The sequence below is a fragment of the Thermococcus sp. JdF3 genome (assembly GCF_012027495.1).
Classification (GTDB): domain Archaea; phylum Methanobacteriota_B; class Thermococci; order Thermococcales; family Thermococcaceae; genus Thermococcus.
Genome location: NZ_SNUK01000001.1, coordinates 123,471 through 143,970, shown reverse-complemented (window position 1 = coordinate 143,970; position 20,500 = coordinate 123,471). Strand labels below are relative to the sequence as shown.

Sequence of the window (20,500 nt, the reverse complement as noted above, 5' to 3'; positions counted from 1 at the left end):
CCCATCTGGGACAGAATTATTTCGAATCGTTTCAAAAAAATTTTGCTTTAACTAAAAGCAAAGGTTTATATAGTTAAAGACCCTATAGGTATTTGAGGAGTGTCCCGCGGGGGAGACTGAAGCGAAAGCTTCACCCGGCTGCGGACCGGAACTGATAACGCGTCCATGATTCGTGAGGGGTCGTGGATCGCATTTAATGGCGAAGGTCTGTAGAGAGTGGAACTTGACTCCAGCCTTTCCGACGGGGCACTCCTCACTTCTTCTAACACCCCAAAAATGCAAATGCAGGCTGAGAAGCCCACCCGAAACGTGCGGGATCTTATTCCCCCCTCTGTATCTTCGCGTGCCCGCCGACGAGGCTCTTCCTGAGCTCGAGGTTCCTTATCTCGCACTTCTCGTCGATGATGGAGCGCCATATCGTGGAGTTCCTGATGACCGTGTTCCTGAAGACTATCGAGTCGCTTATGTCCGAGTTCTCTACGGTGCAGCCCTCGCCGATGTAGGCGTAGGGACCGATTATGGAGCGCCCCAGGATCTTCGCGCCCCTCTTTATGACGACCGGCGGGATTATCTTGGCGTAGGGGCTTATCTGGATCTCCTCGACGTGGCTCTCCCGAAGGAGGGTCTTGAGGGCCTCCAGGTAGCTGTCTGCCGAGCCTATGTCGTACCAGTACTCGGAGAAGCGGTAGGCCTTTATCGGTTCGCCCCTCTCAAGGAGCCACTGAAGGAAGTAGCCGGGGGAATCGCGGTTGCCGTTCGAGAGGTACTCGTCGATGCGCTCCATAACGACCTTCGGGAACACGTAGACGCCGGTGCTTATGAGCGTTGAGCGCGGCTGGGCGGGCTTTTCCTCGAAGGAGATGACCCTGTCACCCTCCAGCACGACGACGCCGTAGCGCTTCGCCAGTTCGAGATCGCCGACGTCGTAGACCGCTATGAGAGTCCTGCCGTCGTAGGCCCTGAGAAAGTCCGTCAGGGAGAAGGAGAAGAGGTTGTCGCCCGCTATGATGAGGTAGTCATCTAAACCGAGCTCCTCCACGGCCTTCTTCATGGCCCCAATCGTGCCGAGCTTCTCCTCCTCGTGGAGGGTGTCCTCGACTATGAGGCCCACCCCGTGCCTCCCGGCGTAGGGCCTGAAGTGGGCCTCGAAGAAGCGGTTGGTTGAGATGTAGGTTTCCAGCCCAAGCTCCATGACGTTCTCAAGGATGTAGTCGAGGATGACCCTGTTCCCGACCGGAAGCAGGGCCTTGGGGTTGTCCTTGGTTATGGGCCACAGTCTGGTGGCGTAGCCGCCGGCCATTATGAGGACTTTCACGGTTTCACCCCCACAATTTCAGGCATCTGGCAAGATGAACCGTTATCGTATTCCAAACGCCTCCCTCCTATAGATCTCAAGGCACTGACCTCCTCCCTGCCCTGAATGGCGAGGGTTCCAACGGGGTCAGCGTTAAAGGTAAGCCCCGTTGCGGGACACCTGAATAATCCAGTTGCGGAACCGATTTCCCGCTTGTATGTCTCGTAAATGGCTTTCTCGGTCGTGTTAAAGTCCACGGGCTGTTTTTGGAAGAAGAGTTGTCGCCGGAGGTAGTTTACCCTATTCCAGACTTTGGCGCCGGTGTCAGCTAATTCAATGAGGACTTTTTCTTGGTCTTTTGAAGGCTGGAGTTTTACCCTTACTGTCCGCTTCATTTCAGAATATGGTATTTGTTTTGGGCTTTAAAATAGTGTTGCTTTCTCGTTGGAGACTTAATTTTCGAAAGCATTATTTCTAGAGATGCGAACCTCGCCCGGGGTCTTTGACATGAGATTGAACATCACCACGGCAGAGATTAAGGTTCCACAGCACTTACAATCCTTCATGGTACATTCTCACAGCCGAAAAATCCGGATGTGTAATTATGTCATTTATATGCCCAAAAAACCATCATAATTTGAATTATTTGCCGAATTATTTGGATGTTATTACCAAAATAGCAGCCAAACTGGAACGGAATCCTTATAAGAGTTTTAACTTGACATGTCAAGTAGGTGGAAAGCTTGACGGATAATCGGTTTAAGAGATGTCCAATTCCCGAAGTCGGAGATACGGTGCTTGAGTTGGGCTGTTTGGTGGGGGGGAGAAACGATCCTAAGGAGCACCTAAATGGTATGAGTGAAGTGGAATACCTGAAAAAACACATCAGGAAAAAGCAGTGGATGGTGGTAATCGGCCCCCGCCTAGTTGGTAAGAGCACCTTAGTGCATTCCGTTGTTGATTACCTCAAATTTCAATATGGGTATAGTGGAGGGTACATAAGTGTAGCATCCTCCGGTTCCGAAGGTATAGACGCCATGCGCAGAGGCATTCATGACACCCTGCCTATTTTCAGGAAAATATTAATCCGCCTGAAGGAACTCCAGGGAATCAGTGGCACCGTTTCCCAGGTAGGGGTGGGAGCATCTTTCGGCACACTGGAGTCGGTGACAAGGGGCATAATCAAAACACTGCAGGAATTCCCGGAAAAAAGTGTGATAGTCCTGGATGAGGTGCAGGCCCTTGGAAATTCCCTTCAACAGTTCCTCAACGCACTTTCAGATGCAATAAATGAAGCTGGATCAAAGAGAAAACTGCCCACCATAATCCTTACTGGGTCGATGATTAACCTGACAGAGGGCATCAGGGGCCATAACGTTTCCACGCATTTCAAAGAGATGGAGGTACGGCCCTGGCCGAAAGAAACCGTTCGGGCGTATCTTGAAAGCACCCACATCCCCGATGTTTCCAATTTTGAAGTTGACGAGGTCTACGAATACTCAATGGGCCTTCCCGGCCTTGTTCTGGCATACATCAACGGACGGAAAAATGGAACCCATAAGGATGGCATGGACAGAATAAGGAAGTACGCCAAGAGCAGGGTACGCGAGGAAATCCACTCCATTATCTCCCTGGCCTTGGAGTCATACGAAATGAGAATCCAAGAGCGAGACATGGAAAGGGCTCTGAGTACCTACGCTGAAATCTGGCGGGCAAACCCAGAATTGTCCTTTGAGGAAATTATGCGGCGGGTTGGTCTGGATGAGAACACGAGAAAGGCCCTAGAGCTTGTGCTTGAAGAGATGCACCTTTGGGGATACATGGAACACGACCCATCAAGCGGGTCCTATGATTTTGTGTGTCTGGCATATGCTGAGGCGCTGGCATCGCTGGGTGCCCATAAAAGAACCCCAAGGACATGGAGGACGGGATAATGGGGTGTAAGTATTTCCCAACTTCCAGAGTGCAGAGGTTGAACTGCCTCGCAGGTCGAGATGAAGAAATAGAAACCCTCGCCGCGAACATAAAAAGCAAAACATGGACTGCGCTCACAGGCTCAAAGTTCACAGGAAAAACCCTGCTGGTAAAGAGCGTCGCAGAATACCTGCGAAAAACTGAAGGGTACGTGACGCTCTACGTTGATGTCAAAACAGCTGGAAACTTTGAACGCCTGGTGGAAACAGCCTACAGAAAGGCCCCAATGACAGTCAAACGCCGGATGGAGCTTTTCCTCTTCAGGAAGAGCTTGGATGTCACAAACCGATCCTCATTCAAAGCCCAGGAAACCCTTCCCCCTCAGATTCTTTTCTGGAAGCTCCTGACGACGCTCCCGGAGCAGAGTGTTGTTGTACTAGATAACGTTCATGTCTTGGGGAGAGAAACAGCCCTGTTAACCGGGGTTCTCTGGGACGCTCTAAATGAGAAAGGGAGCCGGAAGCATCTTCCAGGATTGATAGTAACCGGACCGACTCCCCAAGCGGTACTTCACTTTTTGAATCCCTCGGAGATAGGATGGGGAAGCGTGGATATTTCCAAAGGAACACATTTTGTGGGCAGGGAGTTCGGACACGTTCACCTCGCCCCCTGGTCCGATGAATTCAGCAGAAGATACCTCTACGAGGGGCTGGCGGAATGTGGGGTCAGCCCTTCAATGCGGGAGGTCGCCCATGTCGCGGAGGTTTCGGGAGGCCTGCCTGCAGTTCTGTCATTCTACGGGAGGTTTAGATGCAGGGGGTACCCACGGGACAGGATTCTGTCCATGATTGACGGGCGTCTTTTCTCCCAAGTGCGGAGGGAAATACGCGATATTATCAAAGAGCGTTTCCCCAAGAAAAACACCTCACTCTTCAAGGCCCTCTCCCTCTACGCCAGGGGAGTCTCTATAAGGGAAGCCTCACACAGAACGGGAGTTTCCAGACAGACTGTGTACGAGATGCTGAGAACCCTCATCGAATGGGGATACTTAAATGAGGGCTACGGGTTCGTGTCCCCCGCATATGCCAGAGCAGTTATGAAGCTCCGCTGAACGTGCATATTAACCCAAAGCTTAAGAGCCTAACCACATCAATGAGTCTGGTGATAGACATGAATGTTCTAGTCACGGGCGGCGCAGGTTTCATAGGCTCGCACCTGGTGGACAGGCTGATGGAGCTTGGATGGGAGGTCAGGGTTCTGGACGACCTCAGCGCGGGCAGTCTGGAGAACATAAGGAAGTGGCTGAACCATGAGCGCTTCGAGTTCATCGAAGGGGATATGAGAAACCGGGAAATCGTTGAGAAGGCCCTTGAGGGCGTTGATGTTGTATTCCACCTTGCGGCGAACCCGGAGGTTAGAATAGGCTCCCAGAGCCCGGAGCTGCTCTACGAGACCAACGTACTGATAACCTACAACCTGCTCAACGCGATGAGAGGCTCAAGCGCCAAATACCTCGTTTTCACCTCGTCCTCAACCGTCTACGGCGACGCATCTGTAATTCCAACGCCGGAGGACTACGCCCCGCTCGAGCCGATAAGCGTCTACGGCGGGGCGAAGCTCGCGGCTGAAGCCCTGATAAGCGGCTACGCCCACACGTTCGGGTTCAGGGCGCTGATATTCCGCCTCGCCAACATCATAGGGGAGCGCTCGAACCACGGGGTCATCTACGACTTCATCAACAAGCTCAGGAGAAACCCCAATGAGCTCGAGATACTCGGTGACGGAACCCAGAGGAAGAGCTACCTCCACGTGAGCGATACGGTCGATGGCATGCTCCACGTCTTTGAGCACTTCAGGGAGAGCGATAAAACCGTCGACTTCTACAACCTCGGCAACGACGACTGGATTACAGTTAAAGAGATAGCGGAGATAGTCAGCGAGGGGATGAGACTGAAGCCGGCCTTCAGGTTCACAGGCGGCGTCGATGGGGGCCGCGGCTGGAAGGGGGACGTCAAGTTCATGAGATTGAGCATAGAGAAGGCGAAGAAAACCGGGTGGAAGCCCAGGCTGAACAGCTACAAATCCGTGGAGAGGACGGTGAGGGAGCTCCTCGATCACATCGACTCCCCGTAGAGTCTGAAGTCCACCCTTTTTCTCTCCCTCCAGCGCCACAGGAAGGCGAAGATAGAGAACGCCGCCAGCAGGGCGACCTGGGTCTCCGGGGTGTAGAGCTCATTACGCAGGACCCGGAGAGTAAACAGCGCCAGGATGGGCAGGGCCATCGCCGCAAGAAGCGGCCAGGAGGATTTGAGGCGTTCCACGCCGGTGCCCGGTGCCAGGAGCAGGATGACACCCGCGATGAAGAGTGGCTCATACACCACCCCCAGGAGAACCAGGGCGGCGGGAATTGCGACCGCAGGCCTAAGCTCGCGGTAGTCCTTCGGGAGGCGGGGAGGGTGCACCCCTGACATCATCTCACGCAGGGCCATGAAGGATGGCAGGATGAGGAAGAAAGCCGCCTTAACGGCCGCGTAGGAGAGGACGTCTCCGATGCTCACCTCGTTGAGAACCAGGACACCGAATACAAAGTAGATCGCCAGGCCCCAGTCCCGCCGCCTCCACGAGGCCAGGTAGGCCAGGGGCAGCAGGAGAACCGATCTGGCGCCCAGTGCCAGTCCGCCGAGGAGGGCAACGAAGAGCCACATCATCCCAGTTCCCTCACAACTTCCCTAGCGTAGTCTTCAGGCCCGAGATCCACAGTGGGGACCAGGGAGTTGAACTTCCTGATCAGTTCTTCCCTCTCCAGGTACCTTTCGTAGAGGATTTTAAGGGTTTCCTCATCCAGGGGGCCGGCATGGAAGAGCACCGGGTTTGGCGAGAGGATGGCTATTGTGTGCTTTTTCTTCAGCATCGAGATCAGCCTGTAGAGCCTGGACGTGTCGCTCATGAGGTCAGTAACTAAGAGGAGATGCGCCGGCTCCTTGATGCCCAGGAGAGCCTCCGCCAGGCCCGCCCTCCTGCGGGGAAAGATGCGCGAGAGGAAGCGCCTGCCTCTGGGGGAGAGTTCGCCAAGCCTTGCCCTGAAGCCTGGCCTCCCTCCAGCAGGTCTGAACTCCAGGGCGTTCCGAATGCGGTTTACCTGCTCCTTCCCCGCGGAGGTGGGAACGAGTCTGAATCCGTCCTCGGAGTACACCACCAGGCCGACGCGGCGGTTTTTCATCACCAGGAGCGTGGCGAGGTAGAGAACCAGGCTGGTGGCGTAATCTATCCTGGCCCTCTTCACGCGCCGCCGCATACCCCTGGTGGCGTCGAGAACTATGTAAACCGGGCTTTCCGTTTCGCGGAGGAACTCCCTAACTATCAGCTCGCCCAGCCTGGCGCTGGCCTTCCAGTCTATCTTCCTGAGGTCGTCGCCGGGATAGTACTCCCTGAGGCCGTGAATGTCCATGCTGTCGATACCAGAGGTGATATCCCTCTTCATCCTCTGGGCGATCCTAATGTTGGCCTCCTCCCTCGCGGCCTCGCGGATCGAATCGACCGAGGGGTAGACCCTCAGCTCCCCCTCCCCCAGCCGAATCTCCTCGAAGTACATGCCGCTCGGATCGTAGAGGCGGAGGACCGTCGAGACGCGGTAGGTGCCCTTCATGGAGGCCCGGGCAGGATAATCCACGACCCTGGACTCCCCCCGACCGAGGAAAAGCCAGACCGGACGGGACTCGACTTCCGGGGGAGTCTCGTTAAAGACCTCCACCCCCACCGGGCCCCCGGTGTTCCTAAGCCGGAGCCTGATCCGGAACTCCTCCCCCTCCTCCACCTCCCCGGGAACCTCAACGGAGGCCTCCACCGAGGGGGAGAACGAAGAGTCGTGGTGGAGAATGTACGCAACTAACCCCAGCCCGAACATCGCGCTGAAGACGTTGGAAGTGAGGTAGCCGTGAACGAAGCCCAGTCCCGCGAGCGTCCAGAGCACGTCCTCCCTCTTCATACAGGCACCTCAACGGAGTCAAGTATCTCCCTGACGACGGTCTCCGGCTTGAGGCCCTCCAGCTCGTACTCGGCCCTCACTATGAGCCTGTGAGCCAGGACGTTAACGGCAACGGCCTTTATATCGTCAGGTATGACGTACGTCCTGCCCTGGAGGAATGCCCTGGCCTTTGACGCGTAGAGGAGATGCTCACCAGCCCTGGGGGAGGCACCGATGAGCAGCCTGTCGTCGCTCCTCGTCCGCGAAATTATTTCGTATAAGTACTCAAGAACCGGCTCGCTTGTACCGACCTTCCTGACCTCAAATATGAGGGCCTGAACCTGCTTGGCCGTGAAGACCTGCCTGACCTCGACGAACTTACCCCGGTCCTTTCTCAGGAGCATCTCAAGCTCCTCCCCCCTGTCGGGATAGCCCACCTTAACCCTGATCATGAACCTATCGAGCTGGGCCTCCGGAAGCGTATAGACACCCTCGAACTCCAGGGGGTTTTTCGTGGCTATAACCAGGAACGGGCGGGGAAGCCTGAGTGTGCGGCCCTCTATGGTAACCTGCCCCTCCTGCATGGCCTCGAGCAAAGCGGACTGGGTCTTGGGCTGGGCGCGGTTGATCTCGTCCGCCAGCACGACGTTGCCAAAGATGGGGCCCTTCTTTATCTTGAACTCGCCCGTCTTCTGATTGTAGTAGACGGTTCCGATTATATCCGCGGGAAGCAGATCCGGGGTAAGCTGAATCCTGGAGAACTTCAGTCCAATGGCCTGGGCAAAGCTCTTGGCTATTGTGGTCTTGGCCACCCCCGGGATTCCCTCAAGGATGACGTGGCCCTCCGCCAGGAGAGCTATCGCGAGCATCTCTATAACGTCATCCTTGCCGACAACGGCGTTGTGCATTTCATCCTTAAGCTTCTCAAGGAAGTCGGTACCCTTCATTTTCCACCACCCAGTTTTCTACCCGTCTCAATCTCGCGGACCATCTTTAAGAGTATATCCTCACGGTACCCCCTCTCGGCGAGGCGCCGAACCACCGCCTCGACGGGCTCGCCGGCCTCAGACGGAAGGACACGGGAAACCAGGGCCAGGATTTTTTCAGCCACGAGCCAGGCAAGCCCGCTCTCCACAAAGAGGGCAATGAGCGCAACGAACAGGAAGACGTAGAAAATCGTCTCACTGTCCGCGCTCCTCCTTACGGTGATGTACCCCCTGTGGTAGAGGTTGAAGTTGGAATGGTGGGCCTCGTCGATGTAGACAGGCCCCGAAAAGGCGTAGTCGGCGAAGTTCCGTATAAAGTTCTCATTCAGCCCGTACATATCGTTTATGAAAACGCTCGGGTCCGAGAAAAGAACTATCCTTCCATCACCGTAATCCACCTCCGCCATAACAGGATACTGGGAGAAGTCGCTCCCCACTACCGCCACCTTGCTCGTGTAAATCTCACCCCCAACGCCCTGGAGAACGGATGGCACGTTCAGGATAACGCCGCTGACGTTCTCAGCTAGGGCCGGGTCGAGTATCCTTACCAGAACCGGAAAGTTCTCGTTTTTGTAGTAGAACACGTCCCGGTAGGGCTTGCTCGAAAAGCGGGCACTCAGGCCCAGACCGGAGAGTATCTCGTTCCCGGTCCCGAAGTCGTCCATCAGCACGAGCGTACCGCCGTTCTTCAGGAACTCCCGTATCTCGTCTATCTCCGCAGAGCTGTATCCCATATCCGGACCGATGATCAGGAGTGTTCCCCTTTTGCCGGACAGCCCGAAGGAATCAAAGGGAGAGAACACCGGTACTATCTTCCCATCCGCGGTACCGTAGAGGAGCTTTCCAAACCTGGAACAGCCGTCCCAGCCGGTGTTGAGCACGCTGAACGGGGTGTTACTGGTGAACACCGGGATCGAGAGGGGGGCGATGACGAGGAACAGGCCGACCACCAGCAGTACCGCGTAAACTACCCGCCTCACAGCTCATCCCCCACAAATAGCTTAAGGAGGACGTTGGCGGTGGAGCGGATGAAGTCCACTATCTCCTCGGCGGTGAGCCTCCTCCCCGCGTAGGTGTAGCGCTCATGGTAGTCAGTGGCAGACGTGAGATGCCCCTCGAAGGGTTCCCCGCGGACGAACGTCAGAAGCTCCCTTGGTGTGGTACTCCTCCGAAGGTTGTAGCGGGACAGCAGCCGCAGGTACACATGCCGGTAGTACTCGTTAAGTCTCTTACCGCGCTTTTTACCTCCATCCTCGCCCGCACGGAGAAGGGCCACCAGCTCCTCGTCGGTGATGCCCTTCCCCTCGGCCTTTCCACCAGAGAGCCTGCGGTAGATGAGCAGCGCACCAGCTATGACGACGACCATCAGGAGAAACTTCAGATAGGGCGGTCCCGGAACGGCCTCAACCGAGAGAACGTTGGAGCGGGAGGGAGCGTAGAGTGAGTCCCCCGAAAAAACCGCGGCTATGGAGTGCATTCCCGCATCATCGAGAACCACGGAGACGTTGAACGGGGCCGAGGCGTTCACGACTGCATAGGTCGAGTTGTCGACGAGTATACTGACGGGAACCGGATGAGCGGAAGTCACGTTGACCGTAACTGTAAAGTTCCGCCCGACCCGAACCCGCTCCGGCCCGCCCAGGGTTATCCTGAGGGGATACCGGGTGAAGAGGACGGAGACGTTCGTCCGGCTCGGCCCGTAAAGCCCGGAACCCGGGTACGTCAGGACAACGTGTACGGCGCCCTCGGCACCGCTGGTGACGTTGAAGCGGAGGTAGCCAAGCCGGTCGGTCCGCAGGGTTGTTGTGCCGCCGGGAACCCTCACAAAGACCGTCTCCCCGGCAATCGGCCTGCCGAGGTAATCCTGAAGAACCGCGGTCACCTGGAAGGGCCTTCCTATGTAGGCGCTCCCGTTGCCGGCCACTATTCTCGTTGGAATGCGGGTGACGTTTATCTCGACGGTGTTGGAGCGGACGGGGCTCCCGTTGAGGTAGCCCGTGGCAAAGACCCTGTAAAGGCCCAGTTCACCGAGGGTGTAGGCCCTGCTGAAGGAACCGTCCCTGACGAGAACGCCGGCTATGTCCTCGGAACCGCTTGGGGAAACCATGTGGAGGGTGACCGAGCCCATTCCCCTGACCACTCCGTAGACGGTGACGTTGGAGCCGATGGGAGGGGTATCATCCGAAACGTAGAGAACGAGCGGGCTCTCCGGGGGCTGATACCTTCTGAGAAGGGCCTCATAGCGTTCGAACAGCCGCTCCACTTCGTCCAGGTTCCCCGCCAGTCCCGACGTGTCCAGGGTGACGTTGCCGGAGGACGTTCTGAAGGAGAGTCCGGCTATTTCGCCCAGGGCTTCCCTGGCACGGGAGACCCCCTCCATTCCAAGCTCAACACCATGGAGCGCCGGGAGGTAGGCGCTTGAGTTACCCTCTTTAACCTGAGGAAAGTATTCCATGAACTTGAGCTGACCCTCAACAATATCGTCCACGCCCCTGTAGAGATCAATGAAAGGGGGAAAGTATTCATCGAGCCTCGTGCTCACCCCTCTCTCCCTGTAGAGCAGCACCTCACGGGAGGTCTCGTTGACCGCAAACCCCAGCCTCTCAAGGTATCCCAGCGAAGCGTTGCTCTCATCGAGAACCGCGCCGGTTAGGGACTCAGAAAGGTCAATCAGGATGGAGAGAAAGTCGTAAATCCCACCATCGCTGGGTTGGGACTCCTCAACCGACACCTGCCTTTCCAGGGCTAGCCCAGGGGGCGAGGTTAGAAGAAGCAGACCGATTATTACAGCAGGGATTATTAACCGCCTCATTGTCCCCAATCACCGTCGATTGGTAAACGTTTTAAATTTTTGCCCGGAGATGAAAGAGGTGAGCAGATGGAGCTGGAGCTCAACGCAAAGAACGCCGCAAGCGCCCTCCTCGCGGTGATCGGCGGGGCAACGGCCATCACCGGTGCAATCAGGGGAGATGTGGGACTCATAAACATCGGGCTGGCGGGCCTCTTCCTCGGCGCCGTGGTCTTCACGTTCAAAAGCCCCGGCTACGTCCACCGGGAGGGCTTCGAGGCGGTCATGAAATCCTACAGAAAGCTCCTCCTCAAGATGGTCGAGGATCTCGGCCTGGAGGGAAAGGCCGTCTACATACCCCCCTATGAGAACCTCCCGGAGGGCGGAACCTTCATTCCCCTGCGCGAGGACTTCGAACCCAGCCTCGGGAAGCTTGACAGCGAGACGGTTTTCCTCACGAACGTGAGCAACGAACGGGAGATGGGTCTCTCAATAAGGCCCACTGGGCTAGAGCTCGTGAGGGAGTTCGAGGACTTCTTTGAGGGCCCCCTCGACGGGACGGGAGCCGAGACGGTGGAGAGCGTCGCGGGCTCTGTCCTGAGGGCGCTTAACCTCGCCAAAACCGTCTACATAGAGGAGGTGGACGGCGGGTTCAGGATCGTGGTCAGACCGGAGTTCCAGTGCAGTCCAGAGGGCTGCGACCAGGTGGCCTGTCCAGTCTGCTCCTCGATAATGCTCTCCCTGGCCAAGGCCACGGGCAGGCTCACAGTCACCGAGAGCATCGAACGGAAAGAGTACGGAATTGAAGTGCGAGCCAGAACGCTCGGGGGAGTCGAAGAATGGATGTAGAGGACGGGGTAGTGCTGTTCATCTCCCTGTGGATCCTGACCAGCGCCCTCGCGGTCAAATCCGTGGACGTGTTCATAACGCTCACCCTGATAGGCCTCCTCGTGACGCTCGAGGTGGGCGGTCTCTTCCTCAGCAGGGAGAAGAAGGGAGAGATAAAACCAATCGTGGAGCTGCTGATATTCATGTTCGCCCTGATAGTGCTGAAGAAGGTCTACGAGGTGCTCTCGGGCTAACACGATGCTTGAAACCATAAAAGCAGCAGGTGGACGAAATGGAGTGGAGAAAACACTGGGACACGCTCACAATAATTGCCCTCTCGTTGTTCCTGGACTTCCTCATCGCATTCTTTCCGGACAGCATCGTTAGAAAAGCCCTCGGCCTGGCGTTCGTTCTGTTCTTCCCGGGCTACGTCTTCATAACCGCACTATTCCCCGAGAAAAAAGAGCTCGACAGCCTTGAGAGGCTGGCCCTAAGCTTCGGTCTCAGCATCGCCATCGTTCCCCTCATAGGACTGGCCCTCAACTACACGCCCTGGGGCATAAGGCTCACCCCCATCCTCGTCAGCCTGACAGCATTCAACACGGCGTTTGCACTCGCCGCGATCTACCGCAGGGAGACCGCGATAGAACCCTGGATACCCTGGATAACCATGGAGAGGGTTAAAAAAGAGCTCGAATGGGAGGAATCAAGCAAACTCGACAAAGCACTGACGGTTATTCTGATAATCGCCATAATAACCTCCATCGGAGCCCTCGCCTACGTCATAACTCATCCCAAGCCGGGAGAAGCGTTCACAGAGTTCTACATCCTCGGACCCGGGAGTATAGCGGACGACTACCCGACGGAGCTATTCGTCGGAGAGAACGGAACAGTGATAATCGGCATAGTGAATCACGAGGGCAGGAATGTGACCTATTACGTCCAGATCTGGCTGGTCAACCTGACCTGGGACAACACGACCAACACCACCCTAATCCACGAGATGTACCCCATGCCCGGCTGGTTCAACGTGACCCTCCCCAATGTTCCGGTCAACATCGAAGGCAACTGGACGCCCCAGTTCGAGACCAACTACACCTTCAGCATCGATAAGCCCGGCCAGTGGCAGGTCTGGTTCCTCCTCTTCAAAGATAAACCCCCAGAGCTTCCCCCAGCGCCGCCAAGCGGAAACTACGCCGATACGGACGCAAGGAACCTGATTCTCGAGGCAGTTAACGGCACCATCCAGAGCCTAAAACTGAACGTCCGCGTTGGTTGACGACTCTACATTATTCTCATTTTCCCCACCAAAATAGAAAATCTTATAAGCGGTTCCATCGAAAATCCAGTGATAACTATTATCGGTGGTCAGCATGAAACCAAAGGTCGTCGTTATTTTAGGGATCCTGGCCGCCCTCCTGGCCACGACCGCGGGAAAGGCGCTCTTTACGGACGCGGTAACGTCCAGGGGAACCATAGAAACAGGCGAATTCTCGATAGGGATAAGCAAAGACGGATCAAGGTTCTACAGGGACGTGAAGGCATTTGAGTTCTCCGACATAAAACCGGGGGATGAAAAAACCGTAGTCCTCACTGTGAAGAACAGGGGAGACCTGCCGGTATCGAAGGTGTCTCTGACGTTCCACGTTCAGGACTATGAGGCGGGGGAACTTTCCCCATCGGAGAAGACCGTGGACGATACACCCGACAGGGGGGAGCTCAGCAAAAATCTGGTTGTAACGGAAGTGGCAGTCGAGGGGCCAGACGGTGAGCACACTGTGAAGGAGGCCGCTGGAGTAAGCCTAGCCGGGCTGAGCGGGAAGAATATCCCAATCTTCAGGGGTTCCTTAACCCCGGGACAAACCATGAGGATAAGGATACGCTTCGCCCTGCCCAAGACCGTTGGAAACGAATGCCAGACGGACGGGGTAAAGGTGAACCTGACGGTAAGCGCGGAGCAGTGAGCTTTTAAACCCCCACTCCATTCTTTTTTCATGCGGAGAAAAATCAGCCTGATCTTCGACATGGACGGCGTTCTCTACAGGGGGAACAAACCGGTTGACGGTGCCAGGGAGCTGATAGAATTCCTGAAGGACACGGGCGTTCCGTTCATCCTCCTCACCAACAACTCCACAAAGGACCCCTCCATGTACCGGGAGAAGCTCATCTCGATGGGGATAGACGTCCCTGAGGAGGCGATAGTAACCTCCGGCCTGGCAACGAGGCTCTACATGGAAAAACACCTTAAACCAGGAAAAATCTTCGTCATCGGCGGGGAAGGGCTGCGCAGGGAGATGGAGCGCCTCGAATGGGGGATCATTGGTGTCGATGAAGCCAGAAGTGGCGGATGGAAAGAAGTCAAATACGTCGTCGTAGGGCTCGACCCGGAGCTGACCTACGAGAAGCTCAAGTACGCCACGCTGGCGGTAAGGAACGGCGCTGGGTTCATAGGCACCAACCCCGACACCACGTACCCCGCGGAGGACGGCATCCACCCAGGGGCAGGGGCGATAATAGCCGCGTTGAGGGCCTCAACGGGTGTGGAGCCGCCGGTGATAGGCAAGCCAAACGAACCGGCCTTCGAAGCGGCCAGGGAGAGGCTGAGGGGGTTCGGGGACGTTGATGAAATCTGGATGGTCGGCGACAGGCTCGACACCGACATCGTCTTCGCCAAACGCTTCGGCATGAAAGCTGTAATGGTCCTGACGGGCGTAAACACACCGGGAGATATTGAGAAAACCGGCATAGTCCCAAACATCATCCTTCCGAGCGTGAGGGAGCTCCTCGACTACCTGAAGACCTTCGTGGAGGCATCGGAATGAGACTCGGGGAACTTCTTGAGAGGCTGGTCTGGCAGGAGAACGAGCTCTACAACCTCCATAAGCTCGGTGAGACCTTCGCCGCCTTCGAGAGGCCCGATCTGGTGGAGACGTTTCAGCTGATGGCCGAGGAGGAGCTGAGGCACAGGAGAACCCTCGAGGCAATGCTCGCGGAGGGCAGTTTGAAGGGAACCGCGGTCATAGACTACCTCGACTCCCTGTCCCTCGAACCGATGCTGGGTGATGAGAGGGCAAAGCCCGAGAGCCTCGAGGAACTGGTGCTCGACGCCCTCGTGAGGGAGAAGCACGCCTACGAGCTCTACACAAAGCTCGCTCAGATCGTGGACGGTTCCCTGGAACACATATTCAAAATGATGGCCGGGGAGGAGCTAAAACACGCCTACCGACTTAAACTGGTCTACGAAACCCTTTGACATTCGGATAAATTATCCGACATCCATTTTTCTATCCCTTCACCCTCCGGGCAAATTTTGAAGTCAAAATTCGTCACCCCGGCAACCTGAAGAAGGGCAAGGTATATTTACCCTGCGCATCATAGGGCTACGCTGATGCTTCTCCTAACAGGGGCAACGATAGATAACTGTATGTCAGGGGTGTTTATATGCCAGTTGAAAAAGTGATGAAAAGGGATGGCAGAATTGTCCCGTTTGATAAAGAGCGTATAAAGTGGGCCATACAGAGGGCAATGCTTGAAGTCGGCGTTCGCGACGAGAAGCTCCTCAACAAAGTCGTTAGAAGGGTCGTTAGAAGGGTCAACGAGCTGTACGACGGCCAAACCCCACACATAGAGAACATTCAGGACATAGTCGAGCTCGAACTCATGCGCGCCGGCCTCTTCGACGTGGCAAAGGCCTACATCCTCTACCGCAAGAGAAAGGCCGAGATACGCGAGGAGAAGAAAAAGGTACTCAACAAGGACAGGCTGGACGAGATAGACAAGCGCTTCTCGATCAACGCCCTCCGCGTCCTTGCTTCACGCTATCTGATAAAGAACGAGAAGGGGGAGATAATTGAGAGCCCCAGGGAGCTCTTCGAGCGCGTCGCGGTTCTCTCAGTCATTCCGGACCTGCTCTACGACGAGCGCGTTTTTGACAAGGAGGGGAATCACGAGCAGGACCCGAGCAGGGTGGAGCACTACATGGGCATGCTTGAGGAGTACGACGGGAAGCTCTCCATTGGAAGGTTCAGGCTCAACAAATACCACTTCGAGAGGCTCCTCAACCTCTACCGCGAGCTGGCCGAGAAGGGCCAGATGAAGATACCGGTGGATGATGTAATAAAAATGCTCGAGAACGGCGCATTCGACGGCTACGAGGACGAGGTTGAGGAGTACTTCAGGCTGATGACGGGCCAGATATTCATGCCCAACAGCCCGGCGCTCATCAACTCGGGCAGGCCGCTCGGAATGCTCTCGGCGTGCTTTGTAGTGCCGATAGAGGACGACATGGAGAGCATCATGAAGGCGGCGCATGATGTGGCCATGATACAGAAGATGGGCGGCGGGTGCGTAGATGGGAACGCCAAGATACTCTTCGAGAACGAGGGAGAGGAGCACTTGACCACAATGGCCGATATGTACGAGCGTTACAGGGACCTCGGAGAGTTCTACGACCCCGAGTACAATCGCTGGGGAATAAAGGTCGAGAATGTTCCGATATACGTAAAATCCTTTGACCCTACAACGAAGAGAGTAACTAAAGGAAAGGTCAACGTCCTCTGGAGATACGAGCTTGGAGAGGAAGTGACCAAGTACGAGATAAAGACCAACAAAGGTACGAAGATCCTAACATCGCCGTGGCACCCGTTCTTTGTCATTACACCGGATTTTAATGTCATTGAAAAGAGAGCAGACGAACTTAAGGAAGGGGACATCCTAGTGGGAGGAATGCCAAACGGCGAGGACTACGAGTTCCTCTTTGACTACTGGCTTGCTGGATTCATAGCGGGAGACGGAAGCTTTGACAAGCATCACTCGCGCGTTAAGGGGCACGAGTACGTCTACGACAGGCTGAGGATATACGATTACATGACTGAAACTTTCGAGATTATAAACAACTACCTCGAAAAAACCTTTGGAAAGAGATACAGCCTTCAGAGGGACAGGAACATTTATTACATCGACATAAAGGCGAAGGACATCACCTCCCACTACCTGGAACTTCTGGAGGGCATTGAGAACGGAATCCCACAAGAGATACTCAAACACGGCCCCGATGCAGTTCTATCGTTCATAGCAGGCCTTTTTGATGCCGAAGGCCATATTAACAGCAAGCCGGGCATTGAACTCGGTATGGTAAACAAAAAGTTAATTGAGGACATCACACACTACCTGAATTCCCTTGGGATAAAGGCTAGAATTAGGGCAAAACCAAGAAAGGACGGCGTTGATTACGTGGTTCACGTTGAAGAGTACTCATCGCTCCTCAGGTTCCACGAGCTTATAGGAAAGAACCTCCAGAACGCCGAGAAGAGAAAGAAACTTGAAGAGTTCCTAAGCAAACACAAGGGAGGAACGTTCGGTCTCCCGCTCAACTTTGAGGCGTTTAAGCAATGGGCCACAAAGTACGGCGTAGAGTTCAAGACAAACGGCAGTCAGACCCTGGCCATCATAGAGAACGAGAAGATATCCCTTGGGCAGTGGCACACTAGGGGAAGGGTTTCAAAGGCTGTTCTCGTGAAGATGCTTAGAAAGCTCCACGACGTGACGGATAGTGAAGAAGTCGGGAGGATGCTCCACCTCATCGAGGGTCTCGAAGTTGTCAAGGGGATAACCACTACAAATGAGCCAAAGACCTTCTACGACCTCACCGTGGAGAACTACCAGAATTACCTGGCCGGCGAGAATGGAATGGTCTTCGTCCATAACACGGGCCTCAACTTCTCGAAGCTCCGTCCCGAGGGCGATCTGGTTGGAACAACAACTGGAGCAGCCTCAGGGCCTGTCTCGTTCATGCACCTCATCGACGCCGTCAGCGACGTCATCAAGCAGGGGGGAGTGAGGCGCGGAGCCAACATGGGCATCCTTGAAGTCTGGCACCCGGACATAGAAAAGTTCATCCACGCCAAGGAGAAGAACGTCGGAACGAACGTGCTGAGCAACTTCAACATAAGCGTCGGCATCTGGGAGGACTTCTGGGAGGCCCTCAAGGAGGGCAGGCGCTACCCGCTCGTCAACCCGAGGACGGGCGAGAAGGTCAAGGAGATAGACCCCAAGAGCCTGTTTGAGGAGCTCGCCTTCATGGCCTGGGCGAAGGCAGACCCCGGTGTGGTGTTCTTCGACGTCATAAACAAGAGGAACGTTCTGGAGCCTGCAAAGGGCGAAAAAATCCGCGCGACCAATCCCTGTGTGGTCAGCAACACTAGAATCCTGACTCCAGAGGGGTACATAAGGGCTGAAGAGCTCTTCAGCATTGCAAAGGAACGTGGAAGGAAGGAAGCAGTTGCCGTTGAAGGGATAAGCGAGGGCGGAGAACCCTACGCATATTCCATAGATGTTTTGCTGCCAGGAAAAGAGAGGGTTGAGTATCGGACAGCCCACGGCGGTGAACTCACAATAGCGGATCCCGTTGCAGTTCCGGCCTACGTCTGGAAGGTTGGAAGGAAGACCGTCGCAAGGGTAAGAACCAAAGAGGGCTACGAGATAACCGCTACTCTCGATCACAGGCTGATGACGCCGGAGGGCTGGAAGGAAATCGGTGACCTCAAACCGGGAGACAAGATACTCCTTCCAAGGTTTGAAATAGAGGAGGACTTTGGAAGCGAGAGCATAGGTGAGGATCTGGCCTTCGTCCTCGGGTGGTTCATCGGCGACGGCTACCTCAACACCAATGATGAGCGCGCCTGGTTCTACTTCAACGCCGAGAAGGAAGAGGAAGTAGCGTGGAAGATAAGGAACATATTAGCCGAGCGCTTTGGGATAAAGGCTGAGCCGCACCGCTACGGCAACCAGATTAAGCTCGGCGTCCGCGGAAAGGCCTACGAATGGCTGGAGAGCATCGTCAAGACCAACGAGAAGCGTGTCCCGGAGATCGTGTTCAGGCTGAAGCCGAAGGAAATTGGAGCGTTCCTCCGCGGACTCTTCAGTGCGGACGGCTACGTGGATAACGACAAGGCCGTAAGGCTGACCTCCCGCGACAGAGAGCTCCTCAGGGACGTCCAGGATCTCCTGCTACTCTTCGGAATCCTGTCCAAGATATACGAGAGGCCGTATCCAAGCGAGTTCAAGTACACCACCAAGAACGGTGAGGAGAGAACCTACGAGGCCGAGGGCTACCACGAGCTCGTCATAGCCAACTACAGCAGAAAGCTCTTTGCGGAGAAGATCGGCTTTGAAGGATACAAAATGGAAAGGCTCAGCCTCAAGAAGACCAAGAGGGACGAACCGGTAGTCACTATCGAGAGCGTTGAAATTCTTGGTGAAGAACTCGTCTATGACTTCACAGTTCCAGAAAAGCACAGCTATATAAGCAACGGCTTCATGAGCCACAACTGTGGCGAAGAGCCGCTCTACGACTACGAATCCTGCAATCTGGCGAGCATAAACCTTGCAAAGTTCGTAAAGTACGACGAGAACGGAGAGCCCTACTTCGACTGGGACGAGTACGCCTACGTCATTCAGAAGGTCGCCAAGTACCTCGACAACGCCATCGACGTCAACCGCTTCCCGCTCCCCGAGATAGACAGGAACACCAAGCTCACGAGGAGAATAGGCGTCGGAATGATGGGTTTAGCGGATGCGCTCTTCAAGCTCGGCATAGCGTACAACAGCAAAGAGGGCTACGACTTCATGAGGAAGGCCACCGAGTACCTCACCTTCTACGCCTACAAATACTCGGTCGAAGCCGCCAAAAAGCGCGGACCCTTCCCGCTCTACGAGAAGAGCAGATACAGGGACGGTGAGCTCCCGGTTGAGGGCTTCTACCACCGCGAGATATGGAACCTGCCCTGGGACGAGCTGGCCGAGGAGATCAAGCGCCACGGTGTGAGGAACGGAATGACCACCACCTGTCCGCCAACAGGTTCGGTTTCAATGATAGCCGACACCTCCAGCGGAATCGAGCCCATATTCGCCCTCGTCTATAAGAAGAGCGTCACAGTCGGCGAGTTCTACTACGTTGACCCCGTCTTCGAGTCCGAACTCAAGAAGCGCGGCCTCTACAGCGACGAGATACTCAGGAAGATAAGCGACAACTACGGCTCGGTGCAGGGTCTCGAGGAGATACCCGAGGACCTCCAGCGCGTCTTCGTAACCTCCATGGACATCCACTGGCTCGACCACCTCCTGGCGCAGGCCAACATCCAGCTCTGGCTTACCGACAGCGCCAGCAAGACCATAAACATGCCGAACGACGCCACCGTCGAGGACGTCAAGGCGGCTTATCTTCTGGCATACAAGCTCGGATGCAAGGGCATAACCGTCTACCGCGACGGATCGCTCTCGGTGCAGGTCTACAGCGTCGAGGGAGAGAAGAAGCAGCGCGTCAAGGCCAAGCCGAGCAGCTACGCCGTCGAGAGGCTCAGGACCGTCGTCGAGGCGGAGCCGGGGCTGGCCAAGTTCATCAACGTGGAGGCGATACTCAACGGGACCAACGGCAAGGAGAAGGCCGACCCCCCCGCGGGCCTGACCTTTTCGGTCTCCCACGTCACGGCGCCCAAACCCCCGGCCCACGAGCATCCCCACCACGCGGAACCCTCCGATGTCCCCGAGGAGAAGGTAAAAGAACTGCTGGGCATCGCGTACTGCCCGGTGTGCTATGAGAAGGACGGGGAGCTGGTGGAGCTGAAGATGGAGAGCGGCTGCGCCACCTGCCCGAGGTGTGGATGGAGCAAGTGTGTGATAAGCTGAAGCCGTTTCATTCCATTTTTCTGTTCAACATTTTTGTGTCA

17 protein-coding genes are annotated in these 20,500 nt (G+C 55.7%); 10 read left to right on the top strand and 7 right to left on the bottom strand.

The genetic code is table 11. The annotated features are described in order from the left end of the window. Positions 1-319 precede the first annotated feature (319 nt). Positions 320-1,315 carry an NDP-sugar synthase gene (locus E3E42_RS00685; RefSeq protein ID WP_167902203.1) on the bottom strand — a complete coding sequence of 332 codons (996 nt, stop codon included), beginning with the start codon at positions 1,313-1,315 and terminating at the stop codon, positions 320-322. Then, entirely contained in the window at positions 1,312-1,689 is a 378-nt protein-coding gene (locus tag E3E42_RS11920; protein WP_240913584.1) for a hypothetical protein, read from the bottom strand. Before E3E42_RS11920 ends, E3E42_RS00685 begins: the two co-directional genes overlap by 4 nt. Before the next feature lie 339 nt (positions 1,690-2,028). On the opposite strand from E3E42_RS11920, the gene E3E42_RS00675 reads away from it, so the two are divergent. From E3E42_RS00675 to E3E42_RS00665, 3 genes are read left to right on the top strand one after another with little or no spacing between them, the layout of a single operon-like run. Next, positions 2,029-3,228, top strand: coding sequence for an ATP-binding protein (locus E3E42_RS00675; protein WP_167902202.1), 1,200 nt, complete (start codon positions 2,029-2,031; stop codon positions 3,226-3,228). Further along, positions 3,213-4,319, top strand: coding sequence for a helix-turn-helix domain-containing protein (locus tag E3E42_RS00670; RefSeq protein ID WP_167902201.1), 1,107 nt, complete (start codon positions 3,213-3,215; stop codon positions 4,317-4,319). The genes E3E42_RS00675 and E3E42_RS00670 overlap by 16 nt, the downstream gene beginning before the upstream one ends. 59 nt (positions 4,320-4,378) lie before the next feature. Further along, the gene (locus E3E42_RS00665) at positions 4,379-5,341 is read left to right on the top strand and encodes an NAD-dependent epimerase/dehydratase family protein (protein ID WP_167902490.1); all 963 of its coding nucleotides are present in this window, start codon (positions 4,379-4,381) and stop codon (positions 5,339-5,341) included. Here E3E42_RS00665 and E3E42_RS00660 read toward each other — a convergent pair. From E3E42_RS00660 to E3E42_RS00640, 5 genes are read right to left on the bottom strand one after another with little or no spacing between them, the layout of a single operon-like run. Continuing rightward, the gene (locus E3E42_RS00660; RefSeq protein WP_167902200.1) at positions 5,323-5,916 is read right to left on the bottom strand and encodes a hypothetical protein; all 594 of its coding nucleotides are present in this window, start codon (positions 5,914-5,916) and stop codon (positions 5,323-5,325) included. The genes E3E42_RS00665 and E3E42_RS00660 overlap by 19 nt on opposite strands. Further along, positions 5,913-7,193: a DUF58 domain-containing protein gene (locus tag E3E42_RS00655; protein WP_167902199.1), complete on the bottom strand. Its 1,281-nt coding sequence runs from the start codon at positions 7,191-7,193 to the stop codon at positions 5,913-5,915. Before E3E42_RS00655 ends, E3E42_RS00660 begins: the two co-directional genes overlap by 4 nt. After that, positions 7,190-8,119 (bottom strand): MoxR family ATPase, encoded by a 930-nt coding sequence (locus E3E42_RS00650; protein ID WP_167902198.1) that lies wholly within the window; start codon positions 8,117-8,119, stop codon positions 7,190-7,192. Before E3E42_RS00650 ends, E3E42_RS00655 begins: the two co-directional genes overlap by 4 nt. Continuing rightward, positions 8,116-9,138, bottom strand: coding sequence for a DUF4350 domain-containing protein (locus E3E42_RS00645; protein WP_167902197.1), 1,023 nt, complete (start codon positions 9,136-9,138; stop codon positions 8,116-8,118). Before E3E42_RS00645 ends, E3E42_RS00650 begins: the two co-directional genes overlap by 4 nt. Further along, positions 9,135-10,970 carry an Ig-like domain repeat protein gene (locus E3E42_RS00640; RefSeq protein WP_167902196.1) on the bottom strand — a complete coding sequence of 612 codons (1,836 nt, stop codon included), beginning with the start codon at positions 10,968-10,970 and terminating at the stop codon, positions 9,135-9,137. The genes E3E42_RS00645 and E3E42_RS00640 overlap by 4 nt, the downstream gene beginning before the upstream one ends. 66 nt (positions 10,971-11,036) lie before the next feature. On the opposite strand from E3E42_RS00640, the gene E3E42_RS00635 reads away from it, so the two are divergent. From E3E42_RS00635 to E3E42_RS00605, 7 genes are all read left to right on the top strand, one after another. Then, positions 11,037-11,795: a hypothetical protein gene (locus tag E3E42_RS00635; protein ID WP_167902195.1), complete on the top strand. Its 759-nt coding sequence runs from the start codon at positions 11,037-11,039 to the stop codon at positions 11,793-11,795. Further along, positions 11,786-12,028, top strand: a complete 243-nt coding sequence (locus E3E42_RS00630) for a hypothetical protein (protein ID WP_167902194.1) — start codon at positions 11,786-11,788, stop codon at positions 12,026-12,028. Before E3E42_RS00635 ends, E3E42_RS00630 begins: the two co-directional genes overlap by 10 nt. Positions 12,029-12,066: 38 nt before the next feature. Continuing rightward, the gene (locus E3E42_RS00625; RefSeq protein WP_167902193.1) at positions 12,067-13,053 is read left to right on the top strand and encodes a DUF1616 domain-containing protein; all 987 of its coding nucleotides are present in this window, start codon (positions 12,067-12,069) and stop codon (positions 13,051-13,053) included. 94 nt (positions 13,054-13,147) lie between these two features. Then, positions 13,148-13,738 carry a TasA family protein gene (locus E3E42_RS00620; RefSeq protein ID WP_167902192.1) on the top strand — a complete coding sequence of 197 codons (591 nt, stop codon included), beginning with the start codon at positions 13,148-13,150 and terminating at the stop codon, positions 13,736-13,738. Positions 13,739-13,768: 30 nt separating this feature from the next. Next, positions 13,769-14,596, top strand: a complete 828-nt coding sequence (locus E3E42_RS00615; protein WP_167902191.1) for an HAD-IIA family hydrolase — start codon at positions 13,769-13,771, stop codon at positions 14,594-14,596. Next, entirely contained in the window at positions 14,593-15,027 is a 435-nt protein-coding gene (locus E3E42_RS00610; RefSeq protein WP_167902190.1) for a ferritin family protein, read from the top strand. Before E3E42_RS00615 ends, E3E42_RS00610 begins: the two co-directional genes overlap by 4 nt. 188 nt (positions 15,028-15,215) lie before the next feature. Continuing rightward, a complete protein-coding gene (locus tag E3E42_RS00605; protein WP_167902189.1) occupies positions 15,216-20,459 on the top strand; it encodes a vitamin B12-dependent ribonucleotide reductase in 5,244 nt (1,747 codons plus the stop codon). The last annotated feature ends 41 nt before the right edge of the window (positions 20,460-20,500 follow it).